22 protein-coding genes are annotated in these 22,791 nt (G+C 70.9%); 9 read left to right on the top strand and 13 right to left on the bottom strand.

Annotated features, from left to right (window positions below; genetic code table 11):
• Positions 1 to 175 (bottom strand): VOC family protein (locus tag AB0K34_RS21440; protein ID WP_364550436.1); only part of this gene is annotated, 175 nt, incomplete at its 3' end.
• A gap of 321 nt (positions 176 to 496) precedes the next feature.
• Between AB0K34_RS21440 and AB0K34_RS21435 the strand changes: the two genes are divergently transcribed.
• The 3 genes from AB0K34_RS21435 to AB0K34_RS21425 are packed head-to-tail and all read left to right on the top strand — an operon-like array spanning position 497 to position 2,131.
• Entirely contained in the window at positions 497 to 847 is a 351-nt protein-coding gene (locus AB0K34_RS21435) for a metalloregulator ArsR/SmtB family transcription factor (RefSeq protein WP_364550430.1), read from the top strand.
• On the top strand, positions 847 to 1,587 hold the full coding sequence (locus tag AB0K34_RS21430; RefSeq protein ID WP_364550428.1) for a methyltransferase domain-containing protein: 741 nt from the start codon (positions 847 to 849) through the stop codon (positions 1,585 to 1,587). Before AB0K34_RS21435 ends, AB0K34_RS21430 begins: the two co-directional genes overlap by 1 nt.
• Positions 1,588 to 1,600: 13 nt before the next feature.
• Entirely contained in the window at positions 1,601 to 2,131 is a 531-nt protein-coding gene (locus AB0K34_RS21425; protein ID WP_364550426.1) for an N-acetyltransferase family protein, read from the top strand.
• A gap of 732 nt (positions 2,132 to 2,863) precedes the next feature.
• Here the strand turns inward: AB0K34_RS21425 and AB0K34_RS21420 are convergent.
• Both AB0K34_RS21420 and AB0K34_RS21415 read right to left on the bottom strand, forming a co-directional pair.
• On the bottom strand, positions 2,864 to 5,695 hold the full coding sequence (locus AB0K34_RS21420) for a TrlF family AAA-like ATPase (protein WP_364550424.1): 2,832 nt from the start codon (positions 5,693 to 5,695) through the stop codon (positions 2,864 to 2,866).
• 576 nt (positions 5,696 to 6,271) lie between these two features.
• Positions 6,272 to 7,900, bottom strand: coding sequence for an acyl-CoA dehydrogenase family protein (locus tag AB0K34_RS21415; RefSeq protein ID WP_364550422.1), 1,629 nt, complete (start codon positions 7,898 to 7,900; stop codon positions 6,272 to 6,274).
• Between the two features lie 143 nt (positions 7,901 to 8,043).
• Here AB0K34_RS21415 and AB0K34_RS21410 point away from each other — a divergent pair, with 143 nt between their 5' ends.
• On the top strand, positions 8,044 to 8,745 hold the full coding sequence (locus tag AB0K34_RS21410) for a DUF1707 domain-containing protein (RefSeq protein ID WP_171069519.1): 702 nt from the start codon (positions 8,044 to 8,046) through the stop codon (positions 8,743 to 8,745).
• A 6-nt stretch (positions 8,746 to 8,751) separates the two neighbouring features.
• Here AB0K34_RS21410 and AB0K34_RS21405 read toward each other — a convergent pair whose 3' ends face one another.
• The 6 genes from AB0K34_RS21405 to AB0K34_RS21380 form a co-directional block, all read right to left on the bottom strand.
• On the bottom strand, positions 8,752 to 8,967 hold the full coding sequence (locus tag AB0K34_RS21405) for a hypothetical protein (protein WP_138642203.1): 216 nt from the start codon (positions 8,965 to 8,967) through the stop codon (positions 8,752 to 8,754).
• Positions 8,968 to 9,004: 37 nt separating this feature from the next.
• Entirely contained in the window at positions 9,005 to 9,733 is a 729-nt protein-coding gene (locus tag AB0K34_RS21400) for a sirohydrochlorin chelatase (protein ID WP_301174567.1), read from the bottom strand.
• Between the two features lie 11 nt (positions 9,734 to 9,744).
• Positions 9,745 to 10,455: a phosphoadenylyl-sulfate reductase gene (locus tag AB0K34_RS21395; protein WP_138640701.1), complete on the bottom strand. Its 711-nt coding sequence runs from the start codon at positions 10,453 to 10,455 to the stop codon at positions 9,745 to 9,747.
• Positions 10,452 to 10,619, bottom strand: a complete 168-nt coding sequence (locus AB0K34_RS21390; protein ID WP_138640700.1) for an Insertion element protein — start codon at positions 10,617 to 10,619, stop codon at positions 10,452 to 10,454. Before AB0K34_RS21390 ends, AB0K34_RS21395 begins: the two co-directional genes overlap by 4 nt.
• A 15-nt stretch (positions 10,620 to 10,634) precedes the next feature.
• Positions 10,635 to 12,287 (bottom strand): nitrite/sulfite reductase, encoded by a 1,653-nt coding sequence (locus AB0K34_RS21385; RefSeq protein WP_138640699.1) that lies wholly within the window; start codon positions 12,285 to 12,287, stop codon positions 10,635 to 10,637.
• Positions 12,288 to 12,587: 300 nt separating this feature from the next.
• Positions 12,588 to 12,758 carry a hypothetical protein gene (locus AB0K34_RS21380; RefSeq protein ID WP_301174554.1) on the bottom strand — a complete coding sequence of 57 codons (171 nt, stop codon included), beginning with the start codon at positions 12,756 to 12,758 and terminating at the stop codon, positions 12,588 to 12,590.
• Between the two features lie 344 nt (positions 12,759 to 13,102).
• Here AB0K34_RS21380 and AB0K34_RS21375 point away from each other — a divergent pair, with 344 nt between their 5' ends.
• From AB0K34_RS21375 to AB0K34_RS21365, 3 genes are read left to right on the top strand one after another with little or no spacing between them, the layout of a single operon-like run.
• On the top strand, positions 13,103 to 14,167 hold the full coding sequence (locus AB0K34_RS21375) for a YihY/virulence factor BrkB family protein (protein WP_301174555.1): 1,065 nt from the start codon (positions 13,103 to 13,105) through the stop codon (positions 14,165 to 14,167).
• Between the two features lie 27 nt (positions 14,168 to 14,194).
• Positions 14,195 to 15,181 (top strand): aryldialkylphosphatase, encoded by a 987-nt coding sequence (locus tag AB0K34_RS21370; RefSeq protein WP_301174556.1) that lies wholly within the window; start codon positions 14,195 to 14,197, stop codon positions 15,179 to 15,181.
• Positions 15,182 to 15,239: 58 nt separating this feature from the next.
• Entirely contained in the window at positions 15,240 to 15,962 is a 723-nt protein-coding gene (locus tag AB0K34_RS21365) for a phosphoribosyltransferase family protein (protein WP_301174557.1), read from the top strand.
• Positions 15,963 to 16,250: 288 nt separating this feature from the next.
• Here AB0K34_RS21365 and AB0K34_RS21360 read toward each other — a convergent pair whose 3' ends face one another.
• The 4 genes from AB0K34_RS21360 to AB0K34_RS21345 all read right to left on the bottom strand — a co-directional run bounded on the left by AB0K34_RS21360 (position 16,251) and on the right by AB0K34_RS21345 (position 19,924).
• A complete protein-coding gene (locus AB0K34_RS21360; RefSeq protein WP_021600082.1) occupies positions 16,251 to 16,547 on the bottom strand; it encodes a WhiB family transcriptional regulator in 297 nt (98 codons plus the stop codon).
• A 185-nt stretch (positions 16,548 to 16,732) separates the two neighbouring features.
• Positions 16,733 to 17,638, bottom strand: coding sequence for a sucrase ferredoxin (locus tag AB0K34_RS21355; protein ID WP_301174558.1), 906 nt, complete (start codon positions 17,636 to 17,638; stop codon positions 16,733 to 16,735).
• A gap of 127 nt (positions 17,639 to 17,765) precedes the next feature.
• Positions 17,766 to 19,319 (bottom strand): glycerol-3-phosphate dehydrogenase/oxidase, encoded by a 1,554-nt coding sequence (locus tag AB0K34_RS21350; RefSeq protein ID WP_301174559.1) that lies wholly within the window; start codon positions 19,317 to 19,319, stop codon positions 17,766 to 17,768.
• Positions 19,316 to 19,924, bottom strand: coding sequence for a TetR/AcrR family transcriptional regulator (locus tag AB0K34_RS21345; RefSeq protein ID WP_138641241.1), 609 nt, complete (start codon positions 19,922 to 19,924; stop codon positions 19,316 to 19,318). Before AB0K34_RS21345 ends, AB0K34_RS21350 begins: the two co-directional genes overlap by 4 nt.
• A 64-nt stretch (positions 19,925 to 19,988) precedes the next feature.
• Between AB0K34_RS21345 and AB0K34_RS21340 the strand changes: the two genes are divergently transcribed.
• A complete protein-coding gene (locus AB0K34_RS21340) occupies positions 19,989 to 21,632 on the top strand; it encodes an FAD-binding oxidoreductase (RefSeq protein WP_364550434.1) in 1,644 nt (547 codons plus the stop codon).
• Between the two features lie 5 nt (positions 21,633 to 21,637).
• Positions 21,638 to 22,519: a YegS/Rv2252/BmrU family lipid kinase gene (locus tag AB0K34_RS21335; RefSeq protein WP_138641243.1), complete on the top strand. Its 882-nt coding sequence runs from the start codon at positions 21,638 to 21,640 to the stop codon at positions 22,517 to 22,519.
• Positions 22,520 to 22,791 lie beyond the last annotated feature (272 nt).

The raw sequence follows: 22,791 nt of genomic DNA, 5'->3' as shown, positions 1-22,791 counted from the left end.
GAGTGGCCTCCTCGTCCTTGCCCTCGATCAGGACGAGCTTGAGCGGAGGCTCGGCGACGGCGAAGTTGGCGTAGCCGGGACGACGCTTGGCCGGCCCGGTGCCGAACAGCTTGGAGTAGAAGGCGATCGAGCCCTCCAGATCGGGGACGCGGAGTGCGAGCTGGACACGGGACATGAGCTTCCTCCTGGAGACGGAACGGCCGTAGGACGGTCAGCTTGCGGGGGTGAACTCCTCCGCAAGCGCAGCCGATCTCCTGATTAGATATCCGTCTAATCACTCACCTCAGCATGCACCTGACTTAGACAGGCGTCAACTTAGAGAGGCATCGAATCAAGGATCCTCGTCGCGACGGCGTTCTGAGGCGCATCCTCGACGAGGACGGCACCCGCGTTCGCGCCCTGCTCGCCGAACTCCCGACCCCCGACTCCTGACGCGCCTCCGGCGCTGGTTTCCGCCCTTCCCTCCGTCTCATTCATCGTCTATCGTCGATGAACGATGAACAAGACAGAGGGGCCGCTCGACCGGGTGATCGCCAGCGAATACGCGTCCTGGTTCAAGGCGCTGGCCGACCCGACCCGTGTCCAGGTCGTGTCGCTGCTGGCACGGCGGGGGCGGCCGATGAGCGTGGGGGAGATCGTCGACGCCGTCGATGTCGGGCAGTCGACCGTCTCGGCCCATCTCAAGGTGCTGTCAGAGGTCCGGTTCGTCCTGGTCGACCGGCACGGAACCGCCCGCCACTACCGGATCAACCAGGCATGCGTGGCCTGCTTCCCCACCGCCGCCGACCTGGTCATGGGACGCCCCGCACCGGCCACCCCGACCTGCCCGCCCGAAGGAGACACCTGATGCCCGACCCCAGCACCGGCGATCCCGTCGAGGCCGTCGTCGCGCGGTACTCCGGCCTGGCCCGGCTCGCCCTGGCGGGCGGCGCCCCACACGACGGCGCTCCCTGCGGTGACTCCTGCGTCGATGCCGCCGGGTACCCGAGCGTGGACGGGATACCCGAGGCCGCCCTGCGCGCCAGCCTGGGATGCGGCAACCCACTCGCCGTCGCCGAACTGCACCCCGGAGAAACCGTCCTGGACCTGGGCTCCGGCGGCGGCCTGGACGTCCTGCTGTCCGCCCGCCGCGTCGGCCCCGGCGGAACCGCCTACGGCCTGGACGCCAGCACAGACATGCTCACCCTCGCCCGCGCCAACGCCGCCCAGGCCGGAGCCGACAACGCGCACTTCCTCCACGGCCGCATCGAAGACATCCCCCTCCCTGATGCCGGCGTCGACGTGGTCATCTCCAACTGCGTCATCAACCTTGCCGCGGACAAGCCCCGCGTCCTCGCCGAAGCATTCCGCGTCCTGCGCCCCGGCGGACGGTTCGGCGTCAGCGACATCATCGCCGAACCCGGCCTCGACCCCGCCGAACGCACCGCCGCCGAACGGCGCATCGGCTGCGCCGCCTCCACACTCACCGCCCAGGAGTACCACCGGCAACTCCGAACGGCCGGGTTCACCGCCGTCGACATCACCACGACCACCGACACCGGCGGGCTGAACGCCGCCATCGTCCACGCCATCAAACCCGCCGACTAGCAGGACGCACGCCATGCCATCCCATCAGCACGAGAACCCCGGCATCACCATCCGAGCCATGCGTCACCAGGACGCCGACCAGGTCCTGGCGATCTACCAGCAAGGCCTGGACACCGGACACGCCAGCTTCGAGACGACCGCCCCCACCTGGCAGGCGTTCGACACCGCCAAACTCACCCAATACCGGTACGTCGCGACCGACACCACCGCAGACCCCGGCAACACGGTGCTCGGCTGGATCGCCGCCAGCCCCGTCTCCGACCGCTGCTGCTACGCCGGAGTAGTCGAGCACAGCGTTTACATCTGCCCGCACGCCCGTGGCCGGGGCATCGGAGCCGCGCTGCTGACCGCATTCATCGCCGCCACCGAAGCCAACGGCATCTGGACCATCCAAGCCGGCATCTTCCCCGAGAACACCTCCAGCCTCCGGCTCCACACCAAGGCCGGCTTCTGCACCGTCGGCACCCGCCAACGCCTCGGCCGCCTCGACGGCCAATGGCGCGACGTCGTCCTCCTCGAACGCCGCAGCCCCACCGTGCTGTGACCCCGCGACGCCCCCAAAACGCGGCGCTCCAGTGCGCGGCGAGAGCCTAGACGCGATCAACTTGCCGACGCGGTCTACCCATGAGGCCAGGTCGGCCCTCGGGGCGCGGACGACGATCTTAACTTCGGCATGTGTCGCGATGGAGAATCCGACAAGTTGCTCGCCACGGTCATTGCCTCCAACTCGGCATCCGCGCACACGTCCTAGTCCACGCCCATCGTGTCAGTTCGTTTCGAACCGCCGAGCAGGCTACGAGGCGACATGATCTTCCAGTGACTGTGTGAAGGTGTACACGGGATTTCATGTCGATTCCCGGGTTCGAGACCGAAAGCCGAAGGCCAGTTCTTGGACGCGCTCCGCTACCACTCGTTACGGCCGCATATCATGTTTACCTCGCATCTCTGGGGTCGTCGCGTCAACTGAGAGCGCCACATTCTGAAAATGCTTGGCGACCTATTCTTCACCCGGCGTGCCTTGACACATCCCGGTTGGCGCATGCTCTGCAAGCCATCGGTCGAATTGATCCGATCCCGCATATGAAGGCGCGGCGCATAAGTGCGGACTCAAGGCTACCGTCACATGTCATAACGCACAGGGAGGAAGCATAAAAGTCTCGCGACATAATGTCGAAGAATCAACGATTCGCAACACTGGATGACCTAGTAATCGGTGACGGTCATCGATGGATTGCCGCTGCGAGTAAATGTCAACGCCTAGTATTTTAAGCAGGAATTATCCGCGTAGAGCCGCTCGGTAGGTGTTGAGTTCATTATTGTATCGACGTTCCCGCGCCATGAAGGCCTCAGTGCCGCCCTCGAGGATATTCTGGATGTCTAGGCGCACTCGCTCAACTTCAATCGGCCCAGAGTGCTCGGCCTCCATGAGACCTTCACGACCTGCGTCACCCACAGTCCGTTTGATGCGAATGCGTGCGCCATCGTTCTCTAGCACGATGACTCGTTCGGCATCCGCGTTCACTGGAATATTCGCGTTATGTGTGATCACTATTACTTGGCGTCGCCATCGGCTTTTGCGAATCTCGGGGACAATGAGCTGGGAAATCCACGCTGTGTCCAGGTCGTCTTCAGGCTGATCCAGGACTAGAGGCTCGGTGCCGTGATGCAGGACGAAGCTGAGCATGGCCGCACTGCGCTGTCCAGGTGACCCGGTGGTGACAGCCTGCCAATCGGTGTTATTGGTCTTTTTTCCGCCATCGCGGAGGAAGTACATTGTCACTGCGTCGTCGGGAAGGAGCATGGCGAGGTGAATGCGCTGAGTGAGTTCCAGCTTCTCGAGCTTGCTCCACCATCCGACCTTGCAGTTGACCTCTTCGCGCACAACGGATAGATCGCTACTCAGGAGACCTTCGCGCCACAGCGTTGCACGCCGTTGTCGGTCGATCTCGGGTCCTTCCCACAGCCAATTGGCCACGGCGGGTACATCTTCTAGGAAGCCATCGGAGCGGATACTGAGCTGATTACGTACGTGACGGGTCCAGCTACTAGCGTTGCCGTGCGCGTTCACCTCGAAACGCAAGGACTGGCTACGTTCTTCTACTTCTAGTAGAAGTGTCTCTCTTCGCCGCCGCCGCCTATCGTAGATCCGCTGCAAGTCGGCCCAAGCTGTGGCTTCCACTGTCCGCAGATCATCGAGTTTGTCGGCATCCTGATCGAGGGTACGTAGTCGAGCCTGCACTGAGTTGAGTGCCTCGGTCAGCTCAAGATAAGCGGTTGGTTCGATCCCCAAGGTGCTCAGGTGCTCCTGGAAGGTGAGGATCTCCCTCTCAGCTGCGGCGATCCTCATTCCCCATGGACCATGCTGGTGCCGTTCACGGGCTTCACCTAGTGCCGCCTGCGCCTGCCTCACGCTCGCTCGTATGCTCGCTTCGAGTGTGTTCTGTATTTGGATCAGTTCGTTGTGGAAATCTTGGAGAGAACTCTGACCGGGGGTGCTCCTCCGGGGGAGCGATGATGCCAGCCGCTTCGTTGCGCCTTCTAGAGCTTCTTCCATGCCCTCATCGAAACGTGTGGTGACTGCCCCGAGTTGAGCGTTCTCGCTCAGAAGTTGCTCGCTCTCCATACGCGAACTCTGGCTCGCGGCGTCTCCGAACGCCTGTATCTGGCCGAGTAACTCAGAGCGTCGTGCCTCAAGCATTGGTCGTGTGGCAAGCCGGGCTTCAATGTCCAGCCTTTCGGCCACACAGGTGTAGCAATGAGTCATGGCCGCACTCAATTCATCCTCGAAGCCCTCCGGGGATGCCGAGTCGGCCTCAAGGGCTTCATCGACCAGGCTGAGGAGATGCCTCGATGCGGCGAAGCGGTCCAGACGATCATGAGCCGTGCGTTCGAACAGTTCCTTCTGGCTAAAGATGCGCATAGGAAAGTGTGTGGGCAGCCAGGCTTCCTGATGTTTCGTCTGGGAGCCTGCCGGCTTGTTCCATTGTGCGGCTTGAGGCTCACGTGATATCGCAAGTTGGTGACGGCCGGACAGAGTGGCTTCGCTGAACACGCCATCGATAAATGTTTCCACCTCGTGCTTGATTGAGGTGGGCAGGTTGTCCGTGCGGCCGTACACTTGACGAAGTGCCGAGACAATAGTTGATTTCCCGGACCCACGTCCCCCAATAATGACGTTCGGGCGGGGATCAAAAGCTACACTAAGTGGGGTGTTGGAGTTTCCTAGTTTGCCGGTGAGCTCTATCGACTCGACCCACCCGTGCTCAACCACATTGGGGTCAGGGTTTGTCGTCAGCCGAATGTCCCAACTGGGTATGATGCGTGCCTCGTGGTCGAGGAAAGCCTGTCGCAGTGCTTCTTTGGAAGGCGCCTCCATCCTGATCCATGTGTACCTATTGCCCAAGTCCTCAAGGCAATATGCATCAGAAGATGCGATGAATGGAAGGCGTGTAAGACACGGCAGACTGGTCATCTTCCTGTTGAGGAAACGGGCAGTATAGGAATCCCCTTTGAGTCGTTCTGTAGTCACGTCGCCTGGGTCTACGGCGCCGAGCCGATCATGGTGAAGCGCCTTCCATCGTAGGTCGCCTCGCAAAGTCCCCTTTGACGCCAGACCGTTCTCGGTGAGCACGTGAGGTGCGAGGGCGAGCCACTGGTCCGGTAGACCATCCAGTATCTGGTCGGCCGTCAACGGCGCAGGCGCTGGGGCGCCGGTTTGGGGGTTCAGGCGCGGATGGTCATCGTTGAAGCCACAGGTTCGAGCCAGGAGGACGTCGATGTCCTCCTTCGTGCGATCTAGGTCACCGATTAACACAAGGTGCGCTCCGTCAGCCCCCGAAGCGGTGGTCACCTCTACGCCGGGGAAGACGACAACACCATGTCTCTTGCCAGCAGCCTGCATGTCGGGGAGCCAATCGCCCGTGTTGTGGTCGGCGAGGGCGATCACGTCGATCCCGCGCGACCGTAGCTGTTCCATGTAGGTGTCGGCGAAGCGTGCGCGGTGTGCTGCCTGGGAGAAGTTGTAGCTGCTGCCGTGCGGGAGCTTGAACTTCCAAGCAGGCGTAGCTACCTGCAGATCACATTTGTACCAACGAGACGCTTTGATCACCGCTCTCGAGCAGACGTTGTGAAGCTCGGCATCAGATGGGGACAGAGTCTAGTGTGGGGCATGTGAGGTTGAGGGTGGCCGGGTTTAGCTCGCTTTAGTGATTCGAGTCGTACGCTGGCCGTTTGCGGCCATCCGGCGCCAGTGAAACAGATGCCCTGGTATGAGGGTCGAGCCGGCGGGTGAGACTCGCCGGAGTTACTGCGCGAGGATCGGGGGCCGTGTATCTGACGTCGCTGACCCGGAGTGTCACGGGAACGGGCCAACGGAAGAACTTCACCATCGAGTTGAACCTCACCCTCCTCGCGCCGATCGTGTTGCCCGCAGTTCCATGTGGTTAGGTCCCGGATGCTGCTGACCGGGGCTACGGGTGGCGAGGCGGATCGCGTTCCCGGCGGGCACGCTCAGTAACGGAGTGTAATCAAGATCCGACGGCGCGAGGTTGCGCTGGATGCGGTTGGCGCGAGGCAGAGGCTTGCTGCTAGCGAGTTCACTAGCGGATGATCTTGCTTGGGGCGGTCGTGAGTGGGCTGGGTGAGGAGGCTTGATGGGCTCTGGTCGCGGATCTTGAGGGTGGGGTCAGCCGAGTTTCGGGGTGGCGCGGTCGATGATCGGGGCGAGGTCCGATCCCGGGGGGAGGGTGCCGAAGGCGGCACCCCAGTCGCCGGCCAGGCGGGTGGCGCAGAAGGTGTCGGCGACAGTGGGGTGACCGTGTCTGACCAGCAACGATGCCTGCAGGACGAGCGCGAGGCTCTCGGCTACTCGGCGGGCTCGGTACTCGATTGTCGCCGTGTCGGCGAAGGCTTCCTTGGCGTCCTTGACGGCTGCGTCCAAGCGCTTGTCGGCTCCTCGGGCGAGGTCGACCTCGCCGAAGAAGGCGTCCAGCGTCTGCGGCTCGCGTAGGATCGCACGGAGGAGATCGAGAGCCGCGACGTTGCCGGAGCCCTCCCAGATGGAGTTCAGAGGGGACTCCCGGAACAGGCGCGGCATGCCGGACTCTTCGACGTAGCCGTTGCCGCCGAGGCATTCCAGGGACTCGGCGGCGTGGGCGGGCCAGCGCTTGCAGATCCAGTACTTGCTGATGGCGAGCGCGAGGCGCTTGAACGCGGTCTCGGCGGCGTCGCCGCGGACCGAGCGGTCGGTGGCGCCGGCGAGGCGCAGCATCGTGAGGGTGGCGGCCTCGGACTCGACCGCCAGGTCGGCGAGGACGTTGCGCATCAGCGGCTGGTCGATCAGGTACCTGCCGAACGCCTTGCGGTGCGCGGCGTGGTGCGCGGCGGTGGTGACGCCGTACCGCATCCCGGCCGCGGCGCCGATCACGCAGTCGAGCCGGGTCATGTTGACCATCTCGATGATGGTGCGGACGCCGCGGCCCTCGTCGCCGACCCGCCAGGCGACCGCGTCGGCGTACTCGACCTCGGAGGAGGCGTTGGACCGGTTGCCGAGCTTGTCCTTCAGCCGCATCAGGCGCAGCGGGTTGAGGCTCCCGTCCGGCAGGACGCGGGGGACGAGGAAGCAGGTCAGCCCGCCCGGCGCCTGCGCGAGCGTGAGGAACACGTCGCACATCGGCGCGCTGGTGAACCACTTGTGGCCGACGAGGCGGTACGTGCCGTCGGCGGCGGGGGTGGCCCGCGTGGTGTTGGCGCGGACGTCCGAGCCGCCCTGCTTCTCGGTCATCGACATGCCGGCGAGCAGCGCGTTCTTGGTCAGGGGGGCGCGCAGGCCGTAGTCGTACTCGTTCTTGGCGAGGAGCGGCTCGTACTGCGCGGCCAGGTCGGGGGACTGGCGCAGCGCGGGGACGGCCGCGTAGGTCATGGAGATGGGGCAGCCGTGCCCGGCGTCGACGCGCCACGTGTAGAACTTCGCGGCCCGTGCGACGTGGGCGCCCTCGCGGGGGTCGGCCCACGCGGAGCCGTGCAGGCCGTGCGTGACCGCGACGGTCATCAGCTCGTGCCAGGCCGGGTGGAACTCGACCTCGTCGATCCGGTGCCCGTACCGGTCGTGGGTGCGCAGGACGGGCGGGTTCTCGTTCGCGAGCCGGCCCCACTCCTGGGCCTCCTCGGTGCCCGCGAGGCGGCCCAGCTCGCGCACCTCGGGCTCGGCCCAGCCGGCGCCCTCGCGCGCCAGCCCGTCCAGCAGGACGGCCTCGTCGGCCACGTCGTGCCCGGTGAGCGGGGGCACCTGGTTGACGACCTCGTGCGTGTCCACGCCCCGCAGGATACAGAACCCCGTTCGGGGCACCTGGAGATGGTGCCTGTACCGTGGTGGAGAGTCCATCCTCCTGAAGTGGTGGGGCGATCTCGTCCCCCCGGCGGATTGTCGCGCCACGCCGGGGGCATACCTTCGGAATCATGAGTCAGTCCAGTCCGCAGCCCGAGCGGCCCTGCCCCGGCCGCCCGCCGGCCCGGCGGCAGGACGCCCACTCCGTGCCCGATCCGCGCGACGCCAGGACCGCGCCCGACGCGATCCGGGCGTCCGACGCCGAGCGCGAGGCCGTCGTCGAGGGGCTGCGGGTCGCCTCCGTGGAGGGACGGCTCACCTTCGAGGAGCTGACCGAGCGCACCGAGGCCGCCTACGCGGCGGTCAGCCGCGGCGACCTCGAACGCATCACCGCCGACCTGCCCGGCATGGGCGCCCCCGGCGCCAACCCCGCGCCGCCGCAGGTCAAGCGCAGGTTCAGCGCCGTCATGGGGGACTGCAAGGAGCGCATCGTCGGCCGCATCGACGGCCCGCTGGAGGCGGTGTCGGTGATGGGCGACGTCGAACTCGACCTGCGCGGCGCGCAGGTGCCGACCGGTGAGGTCCAGATCTCCGCGACCGCCGTGATGGGCGACGTCAAGATCATCGTCCCGGACGGCGTCAGCGTCGAGCTGACCGGCCACAACTTTCTCGGCGACCGCAAGGTCAACGTCCGCGACCCGCACCCGGGGGCCCGGGTCCCGGTCGTCCGCGTCACCGCGACCGCCGTGATGGGCGACATCAAGATCGTCGACGACGAGCACCACGCGCCCGTCCGCCGCGCCATCACCGACTGGTGGCAGAACCGCAGGTAGCCCGCGTCAGCGGCTGTCGTCGTGCCGCTCGGCGTCCTCGACGCCCGCCTCGTCCGGCGGCAGCGCGTCGGGATGCCCGTGCCGGACGCCGGGCGTGCCCGTGCCGCTGGTCTCCTCCCCGTCGGGCACCGTCCGGCCGCGGGCGTCGGAGCGGCGGGTCACCGGGGCGAAGTCGCGGTCGTGCGTCTCGCGGGGCTCGTGGCCGAGGTCGTCGCGTTCCATGGCGGCCCGCATACCCGGTCGGCGGGCCGCCGAACGTCTAGCCGGCCGCGGCCCGGCGCGCGCTCTCCAGCGCCTCGTCGTAGCGGTGGACGATCAGCTCCGCGACCTCCGGGGCCGCGCCGAGCACCGGGGAGACCGCGTCGGCGCCGGCGGCCAGCGCCTCCGCGCGGACCTTGTCGGCGAAGTGGCCCGGCGCCAGGAAGTAGGACGCGACCGCCACCCGCGGGGCGCCCGCCTCGCGCAGCGCCGCCACGGCCTCGCCCGGTCTCGGGCCGGCCGCCGACGCGTACGCGGGGACGGCGTCCCGCCACCCGCGCGCCCGCCAGTCGCGGGCGAGCCGGGCGATCGTCGCGTTCGCGGACGCGTCGCTCGAACCCGCCGAGACCAGGACGACCGCCGTGTCCGGGTCGCCGGGCTCGACGCCCGCGTCCCGCAGGCGGCGCTCCAGGGCGTCCATGAGCAGCGGGTGCGGGCCCAGCGTGGCCGCCGTGCGCAGCCGCAGGCGGGGGTGCTGGGCGCGCACCCGGTTCAGGACGCCCGGGATGTCGGTCTTGCTGTGGTAGGCGGCGGTGAGCAGCAGCGGCAGCACGACGACATCACCGTTCCGGGCCAACCCGTCCAGTACCTGGGCGGGTGTGGGCGGGGCGTGGTCCAGGAACGCGGCGTGCGCGGGGACGTCCGGGCGGCGCGTCCGGACGGCGTCGAGCAGCGCGGCGACGGTCGCGGCGGCGCGGGGGTCCCTGCTCCCGTGCGCGACCGCGACCATCGGGGGAGCGCTCACAGGTGGATGCCGCACTCGGTCTTGCCCATCCCGGCCCACCGGCCGCTGCGCGGGTCCTCGCCGGGCGCGACCGGCCGGGTGCACGGCGCGCAGCCGATCGAGGGGTAGCCGTCGTAGTGCAGCGGGTTGACCAGCACCCCGTTGTCGGCGATGTAGTTGTCCATGTCCTCCTGGGACCAGTCCAGGATCGGGTTGACCTTGACCATGCCGCGCTTGCGGTCCCACTCGACGACCCTCCGGTCGCGGCGGCTCGCGGTCTCGTCCCGCCGGATGCCGCTGAACCAGGCCATGTAGCCCTCCAGCGCGCGGCCGAGCGGCTCCACCTTGCGCAGGTGGCAGCACAGGTCCGGGTTGCGGCCGAACAGCCGGGGGCCGAGCGCGGCCTCCTGCTCCTCGACCGTCCGGGACGGGGTGACGTTGATGACGTTCACCGGGTAGACGGCCTCGACCGCGTCCCGGGTGCCGATCGTCTCGGCGAAGTGGTAGCCGGTGTCGACGAACAGCACGTCGATGCCGGGCTTCACCTTCGACACCAGGTGGATCAGCGCCGCGTCCGACATGGACGAGGTGAGGCAGATGCGGTCGCCGAACGTGGCGGCGGCCCACCGGATGACCTCCAGCGTGGGCGCGCCCGCCAGCGCCGCGGCGGCGGATTCGACGATGTCCTCGAGGTCAAGGGTAGGTCTGTCGGTCTCCAGGAGGGTCACCGAGGGATCTCCTTGCTCGCGGTGCCGGGGACTCCGACACCGAGGAACTTCAACGTGAAGGAACGGAGGCAGTCGGGGCAGAACCAGGAACCGTGCTCCTCGCGCGGTTCCAGGTTCTCCTCGCCGCAGTACGGGCAGTAGAACGGCGCCATGCGCTCGCTCATCGGTGCTCCGTCCCGCTACTTGAGGTCGGCGTCGTCGGCGCGGTGCACCCAGTCGGCGAACGTCTCGCCGTCGGCGCGCTGCGCGTCGAACTTGCGGACGACCCGCTCGACGTAGTCGGTCAGCCCGGCCGAGGTGGTCTTCAGCCCGCGGACCTTCTTGCCGAACGAGGCGCCGAGCCGCCCGCCCAGGTGGACCTGGAAGCCCTCGACCTGGTCGCCGTTCTCGTCCACGACCAGCTGGCCCTTGAGGCCGATGTCGGCGACCTGGACGCGGGCGCAGGAGTTCGGGCAGCCGTTGATGTTGATGGTCAGCGGCTGCTCGAAGTCGGGGAGCCGCTTCTCCAGCTCGTCCATCAGGTCCATGGCGCGCTGCTTGGTGTCGACGATCGCGAGCTTGCAGTACTCGATGCCGGTGCAGGCCATCATGTGCCGCCGGAACGTGGACGGCCGCGCGTGCAGGTCGTGCTCGGCGAGCGCCTCGACCAGCGCCTCGGTGTTCTCCTCCGGCACGTCCAGGATGATCATCTTCTGTTCCAGCGTCGTGCGGACCCGGCCCGAGCCGTAGCGGTCGGCCAGGTCGCCGATGACGCCGAGCAGCTCCCCGTTCAGCCGGCCCACGCGGGGCGCGAACCCGACGTAGAAGTTCCCGCCCTTCTGCGGGTGGACGCCCAGGTGGTCGCGGTGGACGTCCGGGGCGGCGGGCTCGGGGCCGTCCGGCAGCGCGTACCCGAGGTACTCCTTCTCCAGCACCTCGCGGAACTTCTCGGCGCCCCAGTCCTTCATCAGGAACTTCAGCCGGGCGCGGCTGCGCAGCCGCCGGTAGCCGTAGTCGCGGAAGATCGAGGTGACGCCGTGCCACACCTCGTGGGCCTGCTCGGGCTTCACGAACACGCCGAGGCTCTGGGAGAACATCGGGTTGGTGGACAGCCCGCCGCCGACGTACAGCGCGTAGCCGGTCTCCCCGGCGTCGTTCACCACGCCGACGAAGGCGATGTCGTTGATCTCGTGGACGGTGCAGTGCGAGGTGCAGCCCGACAGCGCCGTCTTGTACTTGCGCGGCAGGTTGGAGAACTCCGGCGAGCCGATGTAGCGGTCGTGGATCTCGCGCAGCTGCGGGGTCGCGTCGATCACCTCGTCGGCGGCGATCCCGGCCAGCGGACAGCCGATGATCGTGCGCGGCACGTCGCCGCACGCCTCGGTGGTGTGCAGCCCGACGGCGGCGAGCGCGTCCCAGATGGCGGGGACGTCCTCGATGCCGACCCAGTGCAGCTGGATGTTGTGCCGGTTCGTGATGTCGGCGGTGCCGCGCGCGTAGTTGCGGGAGATGTCGGCGATGGTCCGCAGCTGCGGGCCGCTCAGCTGACCGCCGTCGATGCGGATCCGCATCATGAAGTAGCGGTCCTCGAGCTCCTCGTCCTCCAGCGCGCCGGTGCGGCCGCCGTCGATGCCGGGCCTGCGCTGCGTGTAGAGGCCCATCCAGCGGAACCGGCCGCGCAGGTCGGACGGGTCGATCGAGTCGAAGCCGTTCTTGGAGTAGACGTCGATGATGCGGCGGCGGACGTTCAGCCCGTCGTCGTTCTTCTTGTTCTCCTCGGTGGAGTTGAGCGGTTCGCGGTAGCCGAGGGCCCACTGGCCCTCGCCCTTCTTGCGCTTGATCGCGGGTGGCACGGCGCGCGTCCTCATCTGTGGTCGTGAGGGACGCGTAGCGCACCGGCAGCATCAGACGGCCGGCTCAACGCTGAGCAGGATCAGGTCAAAGGTGACGCCGATGCACCACGCGCCCGCTGAGCAGGGGGGCGTGGTCGGGGCGTCACCGACAGATCGCGCTGCGGACGCGCAGGAAGTCCACGTGCCGGCGCTTCGCCAGCAGGGGGTCCGCAGCAGTCATGCTCAGACTCTGACATGACGTCTCGCGGCCTGTCCAGCCTCGTCCGATATACGGACACGTGAGATGTGTCATGGGGGCGGTCATCCCTGCCTCCGCCAGTTCACCCGGGGCTCGGCGTCGTCGCCGGCCGGGCGGCCGCCGGGCGCGCCGTCGCGCTCCGGCGTCGCGGGCGGGGGCCGGTGCTGGCAGTCGCACCAGGAGCCGCCACGGCATTCCTCGTGGCGGCGCTCGCGGCAGGACCGGCAGATCACGCCTCCATTGTCACCGATGGATCCCGGTGCTCGGCGCCCCGGCTCCGGCGCGCGGCCCCCGGGGCGTGGTTCCGAGCGCGGTTCCGGGCGGCGGTCTGACACGCCCGGGTACGGGCGGATGCGCCCGCCCGTGGCCGGACCGGGACGATCATGGTCCGGACGACGTTCCGCTCCGTCCAACCGGGTATGGGCAAGGACATGTACGGGGCGGCGGGCCGGTGGGGAGACGATCGGACGGGGGAGGCGATCGCCACGCGACGCACGGGCCGGGGAAGCACGTGGCCGACCACGGAAATGGGCGAGGCGGCATGTTCCGGGCGCGCGACGCTCTACGGTGGGGCGGTGTGACGACCGTCTCCGACGCCGAGGGCGTCCCCTCGGCCGGGGACTCCGACTCCGAGCGGGACCCGCGCGGCCCCAGGCCCCGGACGCGCCCGCACCCGCTCGCGACCGCCCGGGCGGCCCTGCGCACCGCCGCCCGCGTCTGCTGGATCCTCGTCAAGGGCACCGCGGTCGGCGCGTTCCGGTACCGGGTGACCGGGCTCGCCGCCGAGGCCGCGTTCTTCGCGCTGCTGTCGCTGCCGCCCCTCGTGATCGGGCTGATCGGCACGATGGGCCACCTGCGCGGCCTGCTCGGCCCCGACACCGTGACCGAGATCCGCACCTGGGTGATCGAGCAGGCGCAGACCTCGCTCACGGGCCCGGCGGTCGACTCGGTCGTCGTCCCGCTGATCGACGAGGTGATCCGGGGCGGCAGCCCCGACATCGTGTCCGTCAGCTACCTGATCTCGCTCTGGGCGGGGTCGCGGGCGACGAACGTCTACGTCGACACGATCACCATCTCCTACGGGCTGTCCGGCGTCCGCGGCGTGATCCGCACCCGGACGCGCGCGTTCGTGCTCTACCTCATCGGGCTGCTGGTCATGCTGATCGTCATCCCGATGCTGGTGGCCGGGCCGGCGCTGGTGCGGCAGGCGCTGCCGGAGAGCGCGCCGGCGGTGCAGCTGCTGTACTGGCCGGTGGTGGTGATCCTGTCGATCCTGTTCCTCGCGCTGCTCTACCACATGAGCGTCCCGGTGCGGACGGCCTGGTGGCGCGAGGTGCCCGGCGCCGTGCTGGCGCTGCTGATCTGGATCGTCGGCAGCGCGGGCCTGCGGATCTACCTGGCCGGATCGCTGCGCGGGGTGTCGGTGTACGGGTCGCTCGCCGCCGCGATCGCGGTGCTCGCGTGGCTGTACGTGGCGGCGCTCGCTGTGCTGATCGGGGCCGCGCTGAACGCCGAGATCGACCGGCTCTGGCCGAGCGGCGACACCGCGCGGGCGCGCGCCGTGCGGGAGGCGCAGGCCGAGGAGGAGCCCCGCGACCAGGGGGCCACGGGTAAAAACAACCCCGAACAGGGCTCTGAATAGGTTAAACATGTCGTAACCTCGCGTGGCATGACCCCTCGTGAGGAGACCCGCCGGCTGCGGACCGTGACCGGCACGATCGCGACGTCCGAGATCACCGGGCCGGTGCTCGCTCACGAGCACCTCCAGATGGACCTGCGCTGGCCCGCGCGCCCCCAGCTGGTCGAGTCCGACCCCGGCCGGTGGCTGGACGAGGAGAAGCCCGTCCAGCGGGAGCTGTCCGCGCTGCGCAAGGAGCACGGGCTCGGCCTCGTGGTCGACCTCACGTGCTCGGGCATGGGCCGCAACGCCGCCGCGCTCGCCCGGATCAGCGCCGGCGCCCGCGTCGCCGTGGTCGCCGGGACCGGCGTGTTCACCGAGCCGTTCCACCCGGCGTTCGTCCGGGAGACGCTGGCCGCCGAGACCGGCCCGGACGGCCCGACCGGCGTCGAGCGGCTCGCGGAGCGGCTGCTCGCCGAGGTCGGCTTCGGCATGGACGGCACCAACTGCCTGCCCGGCGTCATCGGCGAGATCGGCACCTGGGGCGAGTCGCCGACCGAGACCGAGGAGCTGTGCCTGCGCGCCGCCGCGCGGGCGGCCCGCTACTCCGGCCTGTCCGTCGCGACCTACGGCCGGTTGGGGCTCGCCCAGATGGAGATCCTCACCTCCGCCGGACTGTCTCCCGACCGCGTGGCCGTCGGCCAGCAGGACCGGGTGGACGACCCCGGCCAGCACCGCAAGATCGCCGAGATGGGCGGCTACGTCTCGTTCGGCACGCTCGGCCTCGCGGGCGACGACCCGGACGCCGTCGGCGCCCGCGTCCGGCTCGTGCTGGACCTGCTGGAGGCCGGGCACGCCGACCGGGTGCTGCTGAGCACCGGCGTCTCCCGGATGGAGCAGATCGGCCGCTACGGCGGCGCCGGCTTCGGCTACCTCTTCGAGACCTTCCTGCCCGCGCTGCGCGCCGCCGGAGCCGACGAGGCGACGCTGGACACGATCCTGCGCGACAACCCCCTGCGGTGGCTCGCCGGATCCTGAGCGAGCGCCTCACGGCTCCGTGAGTGGGTAGGGGACACCCCGGAAGGGGGTGGTCCCCATGTCCTGGAACAGATCCGCACGAGGGGACTTCCAGCGGGCGGAGACCGTCCGGCTCCCCTACACCGACCGCGCCGAGGCGGGCCGCGTGCTCGCCGAGCGCCTCGTCCCCCTGGGCCTGGAGGGGGCGGCCGTCCTCGCGCTGCCGCGCGGCGGCGTCCCCGTCGGGTACGAGGTCGCGCGGCGGCTCGGGTCCCGGCTCGACGTCCTGGTGACCCGCAAGATCGGTTATCCGCCGCAGCCGGAGCTCGGCGTCGGGGCGATCGCCGAGGGCGGCGCCCCGGTGTTCGACGGCGAGCTGCTGGCCCGGCTCGGCCTGCGCGAGGACGACCTCGCGGGCACGGTGGCGGCCGAGCGCGCCGAGCTGGACCGCCGCGTCGCGGCCTACCGGGGCGGCCGGCCGCTGCCGGAGGCCGCCGGGCGCCCGGTGATCGTGGTGGACGACGGGCTGGCCACCGGCGGCACCGCCCGCGCCGCGGTGCGGGCCATGCGGGAGCGCGGGCCGTCCCGGCTGGTGCTCGCGGTGCCGGTGGGCGCCGCGGAGACCGTCCACGGGCTGGAGGCCGAGGTGGACGACATCGTCGTCCCGGCGGCGCCGTGGGACTTCCGCGCCGTGGGCCAGTGGTACCGCGACTTCGAGCAGCTGACCGACGCCGACGTGACGGCCTGGCTGGAGCGGGCCGCGTCCGGCGCGCGGGGCCCGGGCGGACCGGACGGCGGGTGAGGCGGCGGGCCGCCGGGAGCCGGCCCCGGCCGGTGCCCGGAATGGCGGCCGCCGAATTTCGGTGAATGGGTCACATCGCGGAGTCGTTTGCGGTAAAAGCATCCCGGATGGAATGTCGTGGAACGATGTAACCCATCTGTGATGCAGATGTGACGACCGGGCCCGACCCGGTCGGAGGGGCGAGACCCCCGGCAACGCAAACGGCCCCGCGGGGCGGGGCCGTGACGTTTTCAGGTGGCATGCCGGGGATCGCGTCGGGAGCGTTTCCGAGCCTGCCCGCTCGCTCGGTCAGGCGGCGTTGGCGCGGCGCATCCGGCGACGGCGCTCGGACGCGCGCTCGTCCTCGTTGAGACCGCCCCACGTGCCGTACTTCTCGGGCCGGGACACCGCGTAGTCCAGGCACTCCGTGCGGACGGGGCAGCCCATGCAGATCTGCTTGGCCTTGCGCTCGCGAATCTCGCGCTCGGGCTGGCGCTCGCCGTCGGGACCGAAGAAGAGGACGAGGTCTTCCCCCCGGCACGCCGCGGCGTCCTGCCAGCCCCAGCTGGGACGAGGGAGGTTTGCCTGCCGACGTACCTGAGCCATGGAACACCCACCTTGATTGGTTTCGAACAAAAAACGGGACATGGACGCTCGACGTGCTTCAGGTGACATGAGTCAGAAGCGCCGAATGTTCCAACGTCTGGAGTTGCCGCTCTGTTCCCCGTCCGGTTACTCCGGAATCCTGGGGACGTGCGACACGGAGGCCCTCGAATGGGGCCTCAGAGAGATTACACGAGGGCCGCCTCGTTGAGAAGGGTGAGTTCCCTAACAACATAGGTTCGCAAGTTCTCGCCGCAGTCCGGGCCGCAGGGGTCGGACTGCTGGACGGCCTCCAGGGTCACCCGGTAACGGCTCTCCCGAGCAGTAACGACCGCTTCGTACCGAGATGTTCCGGTCAGCGACTCCACGGTCACCTCGTCCACCCCGAGGACGCCGGTCCGGGCGCGGACGAAGTGCTCCGCCGCCTGCGCCGGCTCGGGCGTCCCGGCCCGCCCGCGCAGCCGGTCGAGGACGACCTCGCCGCGCAGGTAGGCGTCCACCGCCGCCACGGCCTCGGTCTCGCCGAGGTCGCCGTAGTAGAGCCCGTGGGGAAGACACACCAAATTCGCCGCAAATCGGTCGCCGCCGACATGGGTGGTTTCCCATACGCGGCGGTCGAAACGCCCGGCGAGGGCCCGGGCCAGCGGCGCCCCCGTGCGTGCGCAGCAGGCGTTGTGCCGCCCGTGCGTGCACGCCAGCAGCACCGGCTCCGTCACCCGCGGGCCGAGCCCCGGCGACCGGCCGGCGGCGAGCGCGGCCAGGTCGAGCTCCGCCAGCTCCGCCGGATCGGCCAGCTCGCGGCCCTCCATCCAGACCTCGGCGCCGCGCGAGAACGCGGCGTGGACCTGGACCGGCGGGGTGGCGCGGCGGCGCCCCGGCCGCCGGATCAGCTGCGGCCGGACGCCCGCCTTCTTCGCGGCGCGCACGGCCTCGCCCACCGGGTCGCCGCCGGGCAGGTCGGTGACGTTCTCGGGCCACGGACCGGGGTGCTCGACGAGCAGCCAGGCGCGCGCCTTCACGGTCGCGCTCGCCAGGCACGGGCGCTCGCCCGTGTGGCTCCCCGGGCAGTGCCCGCAGCCGTTCCCCCGCGTCACTCGTCCCCCCGGCCGATCTTCAATGGATTAGGTAAGGGTAACCTAACGGGTCGCGGCCAAACCTGGAGGGGTGCGGCGGGAGGGGTGACGGAGGTCTCAGTCTCCCCTTCCCTCAGCGCAGCTTCCCTCAGCGCAGCGCGGCCCGGGGGAGCAGCGCCTCGGCGGCGGGCAGCGCGGCCTCCCGGTCGGCGGCGACGAGCCCGATCCGCGTGCGGCGGTCCAGCAGGTCGCCGGCGTCCAGCGCGCCCTCGTGCCGGACGGCCCAGACCAGCTCCGCCCCGGTCACCGGCAGGCCCGGCGCGACCGGCTCCAGCAGCGCGGGGTCGTCCCCGCCCAGCGCGGCCAGCATCGGCGCCTCCGTCCCGTAGCGCTGGACGAGGCGGGACGGCGCGTCCAGCGCGTCCAGCCGGGCGCGCGGGGCGGCGCCGACCAGCGGCAGCCGGGACGTGCGGCTCGGCCCGGCGGTGAGGCCGCGGGCGCGCACCGCCGCGTCGACGGCGTCCTGCGCCATCCGCCGGTAGGTGGTGAGCTTGCCGCCGACGACCGTGACGACGCCGTCCCGCGAGGTCAGCACCGCGTGGCGGCGGGAGATGTCGGCCGTGTCGCCGCCGTGCCCGACGTCGAGCAGCGGGCGCAGCCCGGCGAAGGCGCCGAGGACGTCCGAGCGCCGGACGGGGACGTCCAGCGCGGAGGCCAGCACGTCGAGCAGGAACCCGATCTCGCCCTCGGTGGGCTCCGGCACGTCGGGGATCGGCCCGTCGGCGGGCTCGTCGGTGAGGCCCACGTAGACGCGGCCGTCGCCCTGCGGCAGCACCAGCAGGAAGCGGGAACCGCCGCCGGGGATCGGCACGTGCATCCCGGCGGACAGGCCGCGCAGCGCCGCCGCCCGTAGCACCAGGTGGGTGCCCCGCGACGGGCGCAGCCGCACCCCGTCCACGAGGCCGCCCGCCCAGACGCCGGCGGCGTTCAGCACGGCCCGCGCCCGGACGGTGAACTCCCGCCCGGTCAGCTCGTCGCGCACCAGGGCGCCGTCGCCCGCCACCTGGACGGCGCGGCACCGGGTGAGGACGCGGGCTCCGTGCCCGGCGGCGGTCCGGGCGAGGGCGGTGACCAGGCGCGCGTCGTCGCACAGCTGCCCGTCCCACGACAGCAGCCCGCCGCGCAGCCCGTGCGGGCGCAGCGCGGGAGCGAGCCGCAGCGTCTCGACCGCCGACAGCCGGCGCGGGCCGGGCAGCACCGAGCGCGGGGTGCGCGCGGCGAGCCGCAGCAGGTCGCCGGCCCGCATCCCGCCGCCCGCCACCGCCGCCTGCGTGCGCGACACCAGCGGCGTCAGCGGCAGTACGAACGGCAGCGCACGCACTAGGTGCGGGGCCGTCCGGCGCATCAGCGTCCCGCGCTCGACCGCGCTCTCGTGCGCGACGTCGAGCTGCCCGGACGCGAGGTAGCGCAGCCCGCCGTGGATCAGCTTCGAGCTCCACCGGGAGGTGCCGAACGCCAGGTCGTGCGCGTCGACCGCGGCGACCGACAGCCCGCGCGAGGCGGCCTCCAGCGCGGCGCCCGCGCCGGTCGCGCCGAGGCCGACGACCAGCACGTCCACCACCTCGTCCGGGAGGGCGGCGAGCTCGCGTTCCCGGCGCGCCGCGGTCAGCGACGTGCGCGGGTCCGGTGCGGAGGTGTTCATGGGGCGAGCATCCTCTCCAGGACGTGGCGGAGCTCGGCGTCGAACGCGTCGGCGTCGAAGCCGGGCTCGGCCGCGTCGATCATGATCGGTGCGGACAGCGCGAAGGACTGGACGACCAGCAGCAGCGCCCGCGCCTGCCGGCCGGGATGGCCGGCGCGGACCGTGCCGTCCCGCTGGCCGGCGGCGATCCCCTGCTCGAACCAGTCCAGGAACGCCCGCTGGCTGGCGCCGCAGCGGTCCAGCAGGTAGGGCAGCAGCAGTTCCGGGTCGACCTCGATGATCTTGCGCAGCAGGGGGTGCTCGCGGAACGTCCGCACGCCGGTGACCAGGCCGTCCACCATCCGGGGCCGGACGGGCCGGCCGTCGTCGGGCGGCTGCAGCGCCGCGCCGAGCGCGGTCCACTCACGGGTCATCAGGTCGGCGACGATCGTGCGGACGTCCGGCCAGCGGCGGTACAGCGTCATCCGGGACACGCCCGCGCGGCGGGCGATGTCGGTCAGCGTCGTGCGGCGCACGCCGACCGCGAGCACGCAGTCGCGCGCCGCGTCGAGCACGGTGTCGTCGGCGGTCCGCGCCGCCGCCCTGTTGTGACGATTCGACGTCATGTGTCACAGTGTAAGCACACAGGGGACGGGCGGACGACGAGGAGGCGGCGTGGAGACGCGGGACATGCTGTGGAGCGGCTGGGGGGATCCGGCCAAGGCCGCGCCGCTGCCCGAGGGGACGGCCGGGCTGCTGCGCGACCTGCTCGGCGTGCGGCCCGCCGCCGCGGCGCCCCCCGCGCTGCGGGCGCTGAAGGTCGCCGACCCCCGGCTGTCCGGGGCGGACCTGACCGCGCTCGCCGCGATCGTCGGGGACGGCAACGTCCGCGCCGACGCCGAGACGCGGGTCCGGCACACGCGCGGCAAGTCGACTCCCGACCTGCTGCGCATCCGCGCCGGGGAGACCTCGGACGCGCCGGACGCGGTCGTCCTGCCCGGCTCGCACGAGGAGGTCCTCGCGGTGCTCGGCGAGTGCGCCGCGCGCCGGATCGCGGTGGTCCCGTTCGGCGGCGGGACGTCCGTCGTCGGGGGCCTCGAACCCGTCCTGTCCGAGGCGGGGCGAACCTCCACGCCCCACGGAGCGCCTGCGGCGCCGAGAGGCGTGGACGCGTTCATCGCCCTCGACCTCCGCCGCATGGACCGGCTCGTCGAGATCGACGAGGTGTCGCGCACCGCCGTCCTCCAGCCGGGCCTGCGCGCCCCGGACGCCGAGGCGCTGCTCGCCGAGCGCGGCTTCACGCTCGGGCACTTCCCGCAGTCGTTCGAGTGGGCGACGATCGGCGGGTTCGCGGCGGCCCGGTCGAGCGGGCAGGCGTCCGCCGGGTACGGGCGCTTCGACGACATGGTGGTCGGGCTGACCGTGGCGACCCCCGAGGGCGCGCTGGACCTCGGCCGCGCGCCGAAGTCGGCCGCCGGGCCGGACCTGCGGCAGCTCGTCCTCGGCTCGGAGGGCGCGCTCGGCGTGATCACGTCGGTGACGGTGCGGATCCGGCCCGTCCCGGAGGCGCGGGAGTACGAGGGCTGGTGGTTCGCGTCCTTCGACGCGGGCGCCGCCGCGCTCCGCCGGCTCGCCCAGGACGGCCCGCTGCCCACCGTGCTGCGCCTCTCGGACGAGACCGAGACCATGGTCGGCCTGGCCGACCCCTCGGCGATCGGGGAGGGGGCCTCCTCGGCCGGCTGCCTGGCGGTGCTCGGCTTCGAGGGCACCCCGGCGGACGTGGCCGCCCGGCGGGCGGGCGCGGCGGAGGTGCTCCGCGACGCGGGCGGCGAGCCGCTCGGCGCCGGGCCGGGCGAGAAGTGGGAGCACGGCCGGTTCAACGCCCCCTACCTGCGCGACTCCCTACTGGACGCGGGCGCGTTCGCCGAGACGCTGGAGACCGCCGCGTTCTGGTCGGACGTCCCGGAGCTCTACGAGGCCGTGCGGACGGCGATCACCGGGACGCTGTCGGAGGCCGGGACGCCGCCGCTCGTCATGTGCCACATCTCGCACGTCTACCCGTCCGGCGCGTCCCTGTACTTCACCGTCGTGTCGGCGCAGGGGGAGGACCCGGTCGAGCACTGGGCGCGCGCGAAACGCGCCGCCAACGACGCGATCGTGGACGCGGGCGGCACGATCAGCCACCACCACGGCGTCGGCACCGACCACCGCGACTGGTACGCGAAGGAGATCGGGCCGCTCGGCGCGGCCGTCCTGCGGGCCGTCAAGGAACGGGTCGATCCGGTCGGCATCCTCAATCCGGGCGTCCTCGTCCCGCCGGCGCCGGAGGCGTGACCGCCATGCGCGCCTTCACCGCGATCGTGAACCCGGCGGCGGGCGGGTCCGCGTCCGCCTCCTGCTTGATCCCGCTCGGCCGGCTGCTGCGCGAGGCGGGCGCCGAGCTCGACGTGGAGTACAGCCGCGGCATGGAGCACGCCGCCGACGTCGCCCGCGCGGCGGCGGAGGCGGGGCGCGTCGTCCTCGGCGTCGGCGGGGACGGCATGGTCGGCTGCGTCGGCGGCGCCCTCGCCGGGACGGACGCGGTCTTCGGCATCGTCCCGGCCGGGCGCGGCAACGACTTCGCGCGCCAGCTCGGCGTCCCGTCGGACGCGGCGGAGCTGGCCCCGCTGCTGCTGGAGGGCGAGCCGCGCGCGGTGGACGCGATCGAGGCCAACGGGACGCCCGTCCTCGGCAGCGTCTACGCGGGCATCGACGCGATCGCCAACGACAACGCCAACCGGACCCGGCTGCTGCGCGGCTCCGCCGCCTACTACGTGGGCGCCCTGCGCGCGGTCCTCACCTGGCGGCACGCCGACTACCTGATCACCGTGGACGGCGCGGAGCACCGGCGCGAGGGCTACACGGTCGTCGCGGCGAACTCCGGCTACTACGGGTTCGGCAAGCACATCGCCCCGGACGCGCGCGTCGACGACGGCCTGCTCGACGTCGTCCTCATCCGGCGGGCGCCGCGGACGCTGTTCTTCGCGGTGATGCGGGAGCTGGCGGACGGCTCGCACGTGCGGCGCCCCGAGGTGGAGGTCATGCGCGGCCGGGAGGTGCGGATCGAGCTGGCCGGCGGGCCCGGCCGCCGGCTGCCGTACGGGGCGGACGGCGAGCTGCCCGGGGTGCTTCCGGTCACCGCCCGGGTCATGCCGGGCGCGCTGCGCGTGCTGGCTCCCTGAGGTTTTGCCTGCTGTTTGGGGCGGTTTACGCCCGCATTACGGCTCTCCGTATAGCGTCAGTTACGTCCCGCTTTCGGGACCTTGGGGCCGTCCTGCGGAGGCATCATGAGAGGCGACTGCACGCTCGCCGTTCTGGGGGGACTCATGGTGTTCGCGGACGCCCCCGACGTGGTGGCGCCGGCGTCCTTGGGGGTGGCGCCGGCGTCCACCACGCGCACGCGCGCGTCTGCTTGACGCCGCGACCGCCTCCGGACAGGCTGTGAGGATCCCCT

The organism is Actinomadura sp. NPDC049382 (assembly GCF_040677125.1).
Taxonomy (GTDB): Bacteria; Actinomycetota; Actinomycetes; order Streptosporangiales; family Streptosporangiaceae; genus Spirillospora; species Spirillospora geliboluensis.
This window is presented reverse-complemented; position numbering and strand designations above follow the sequence as displayed.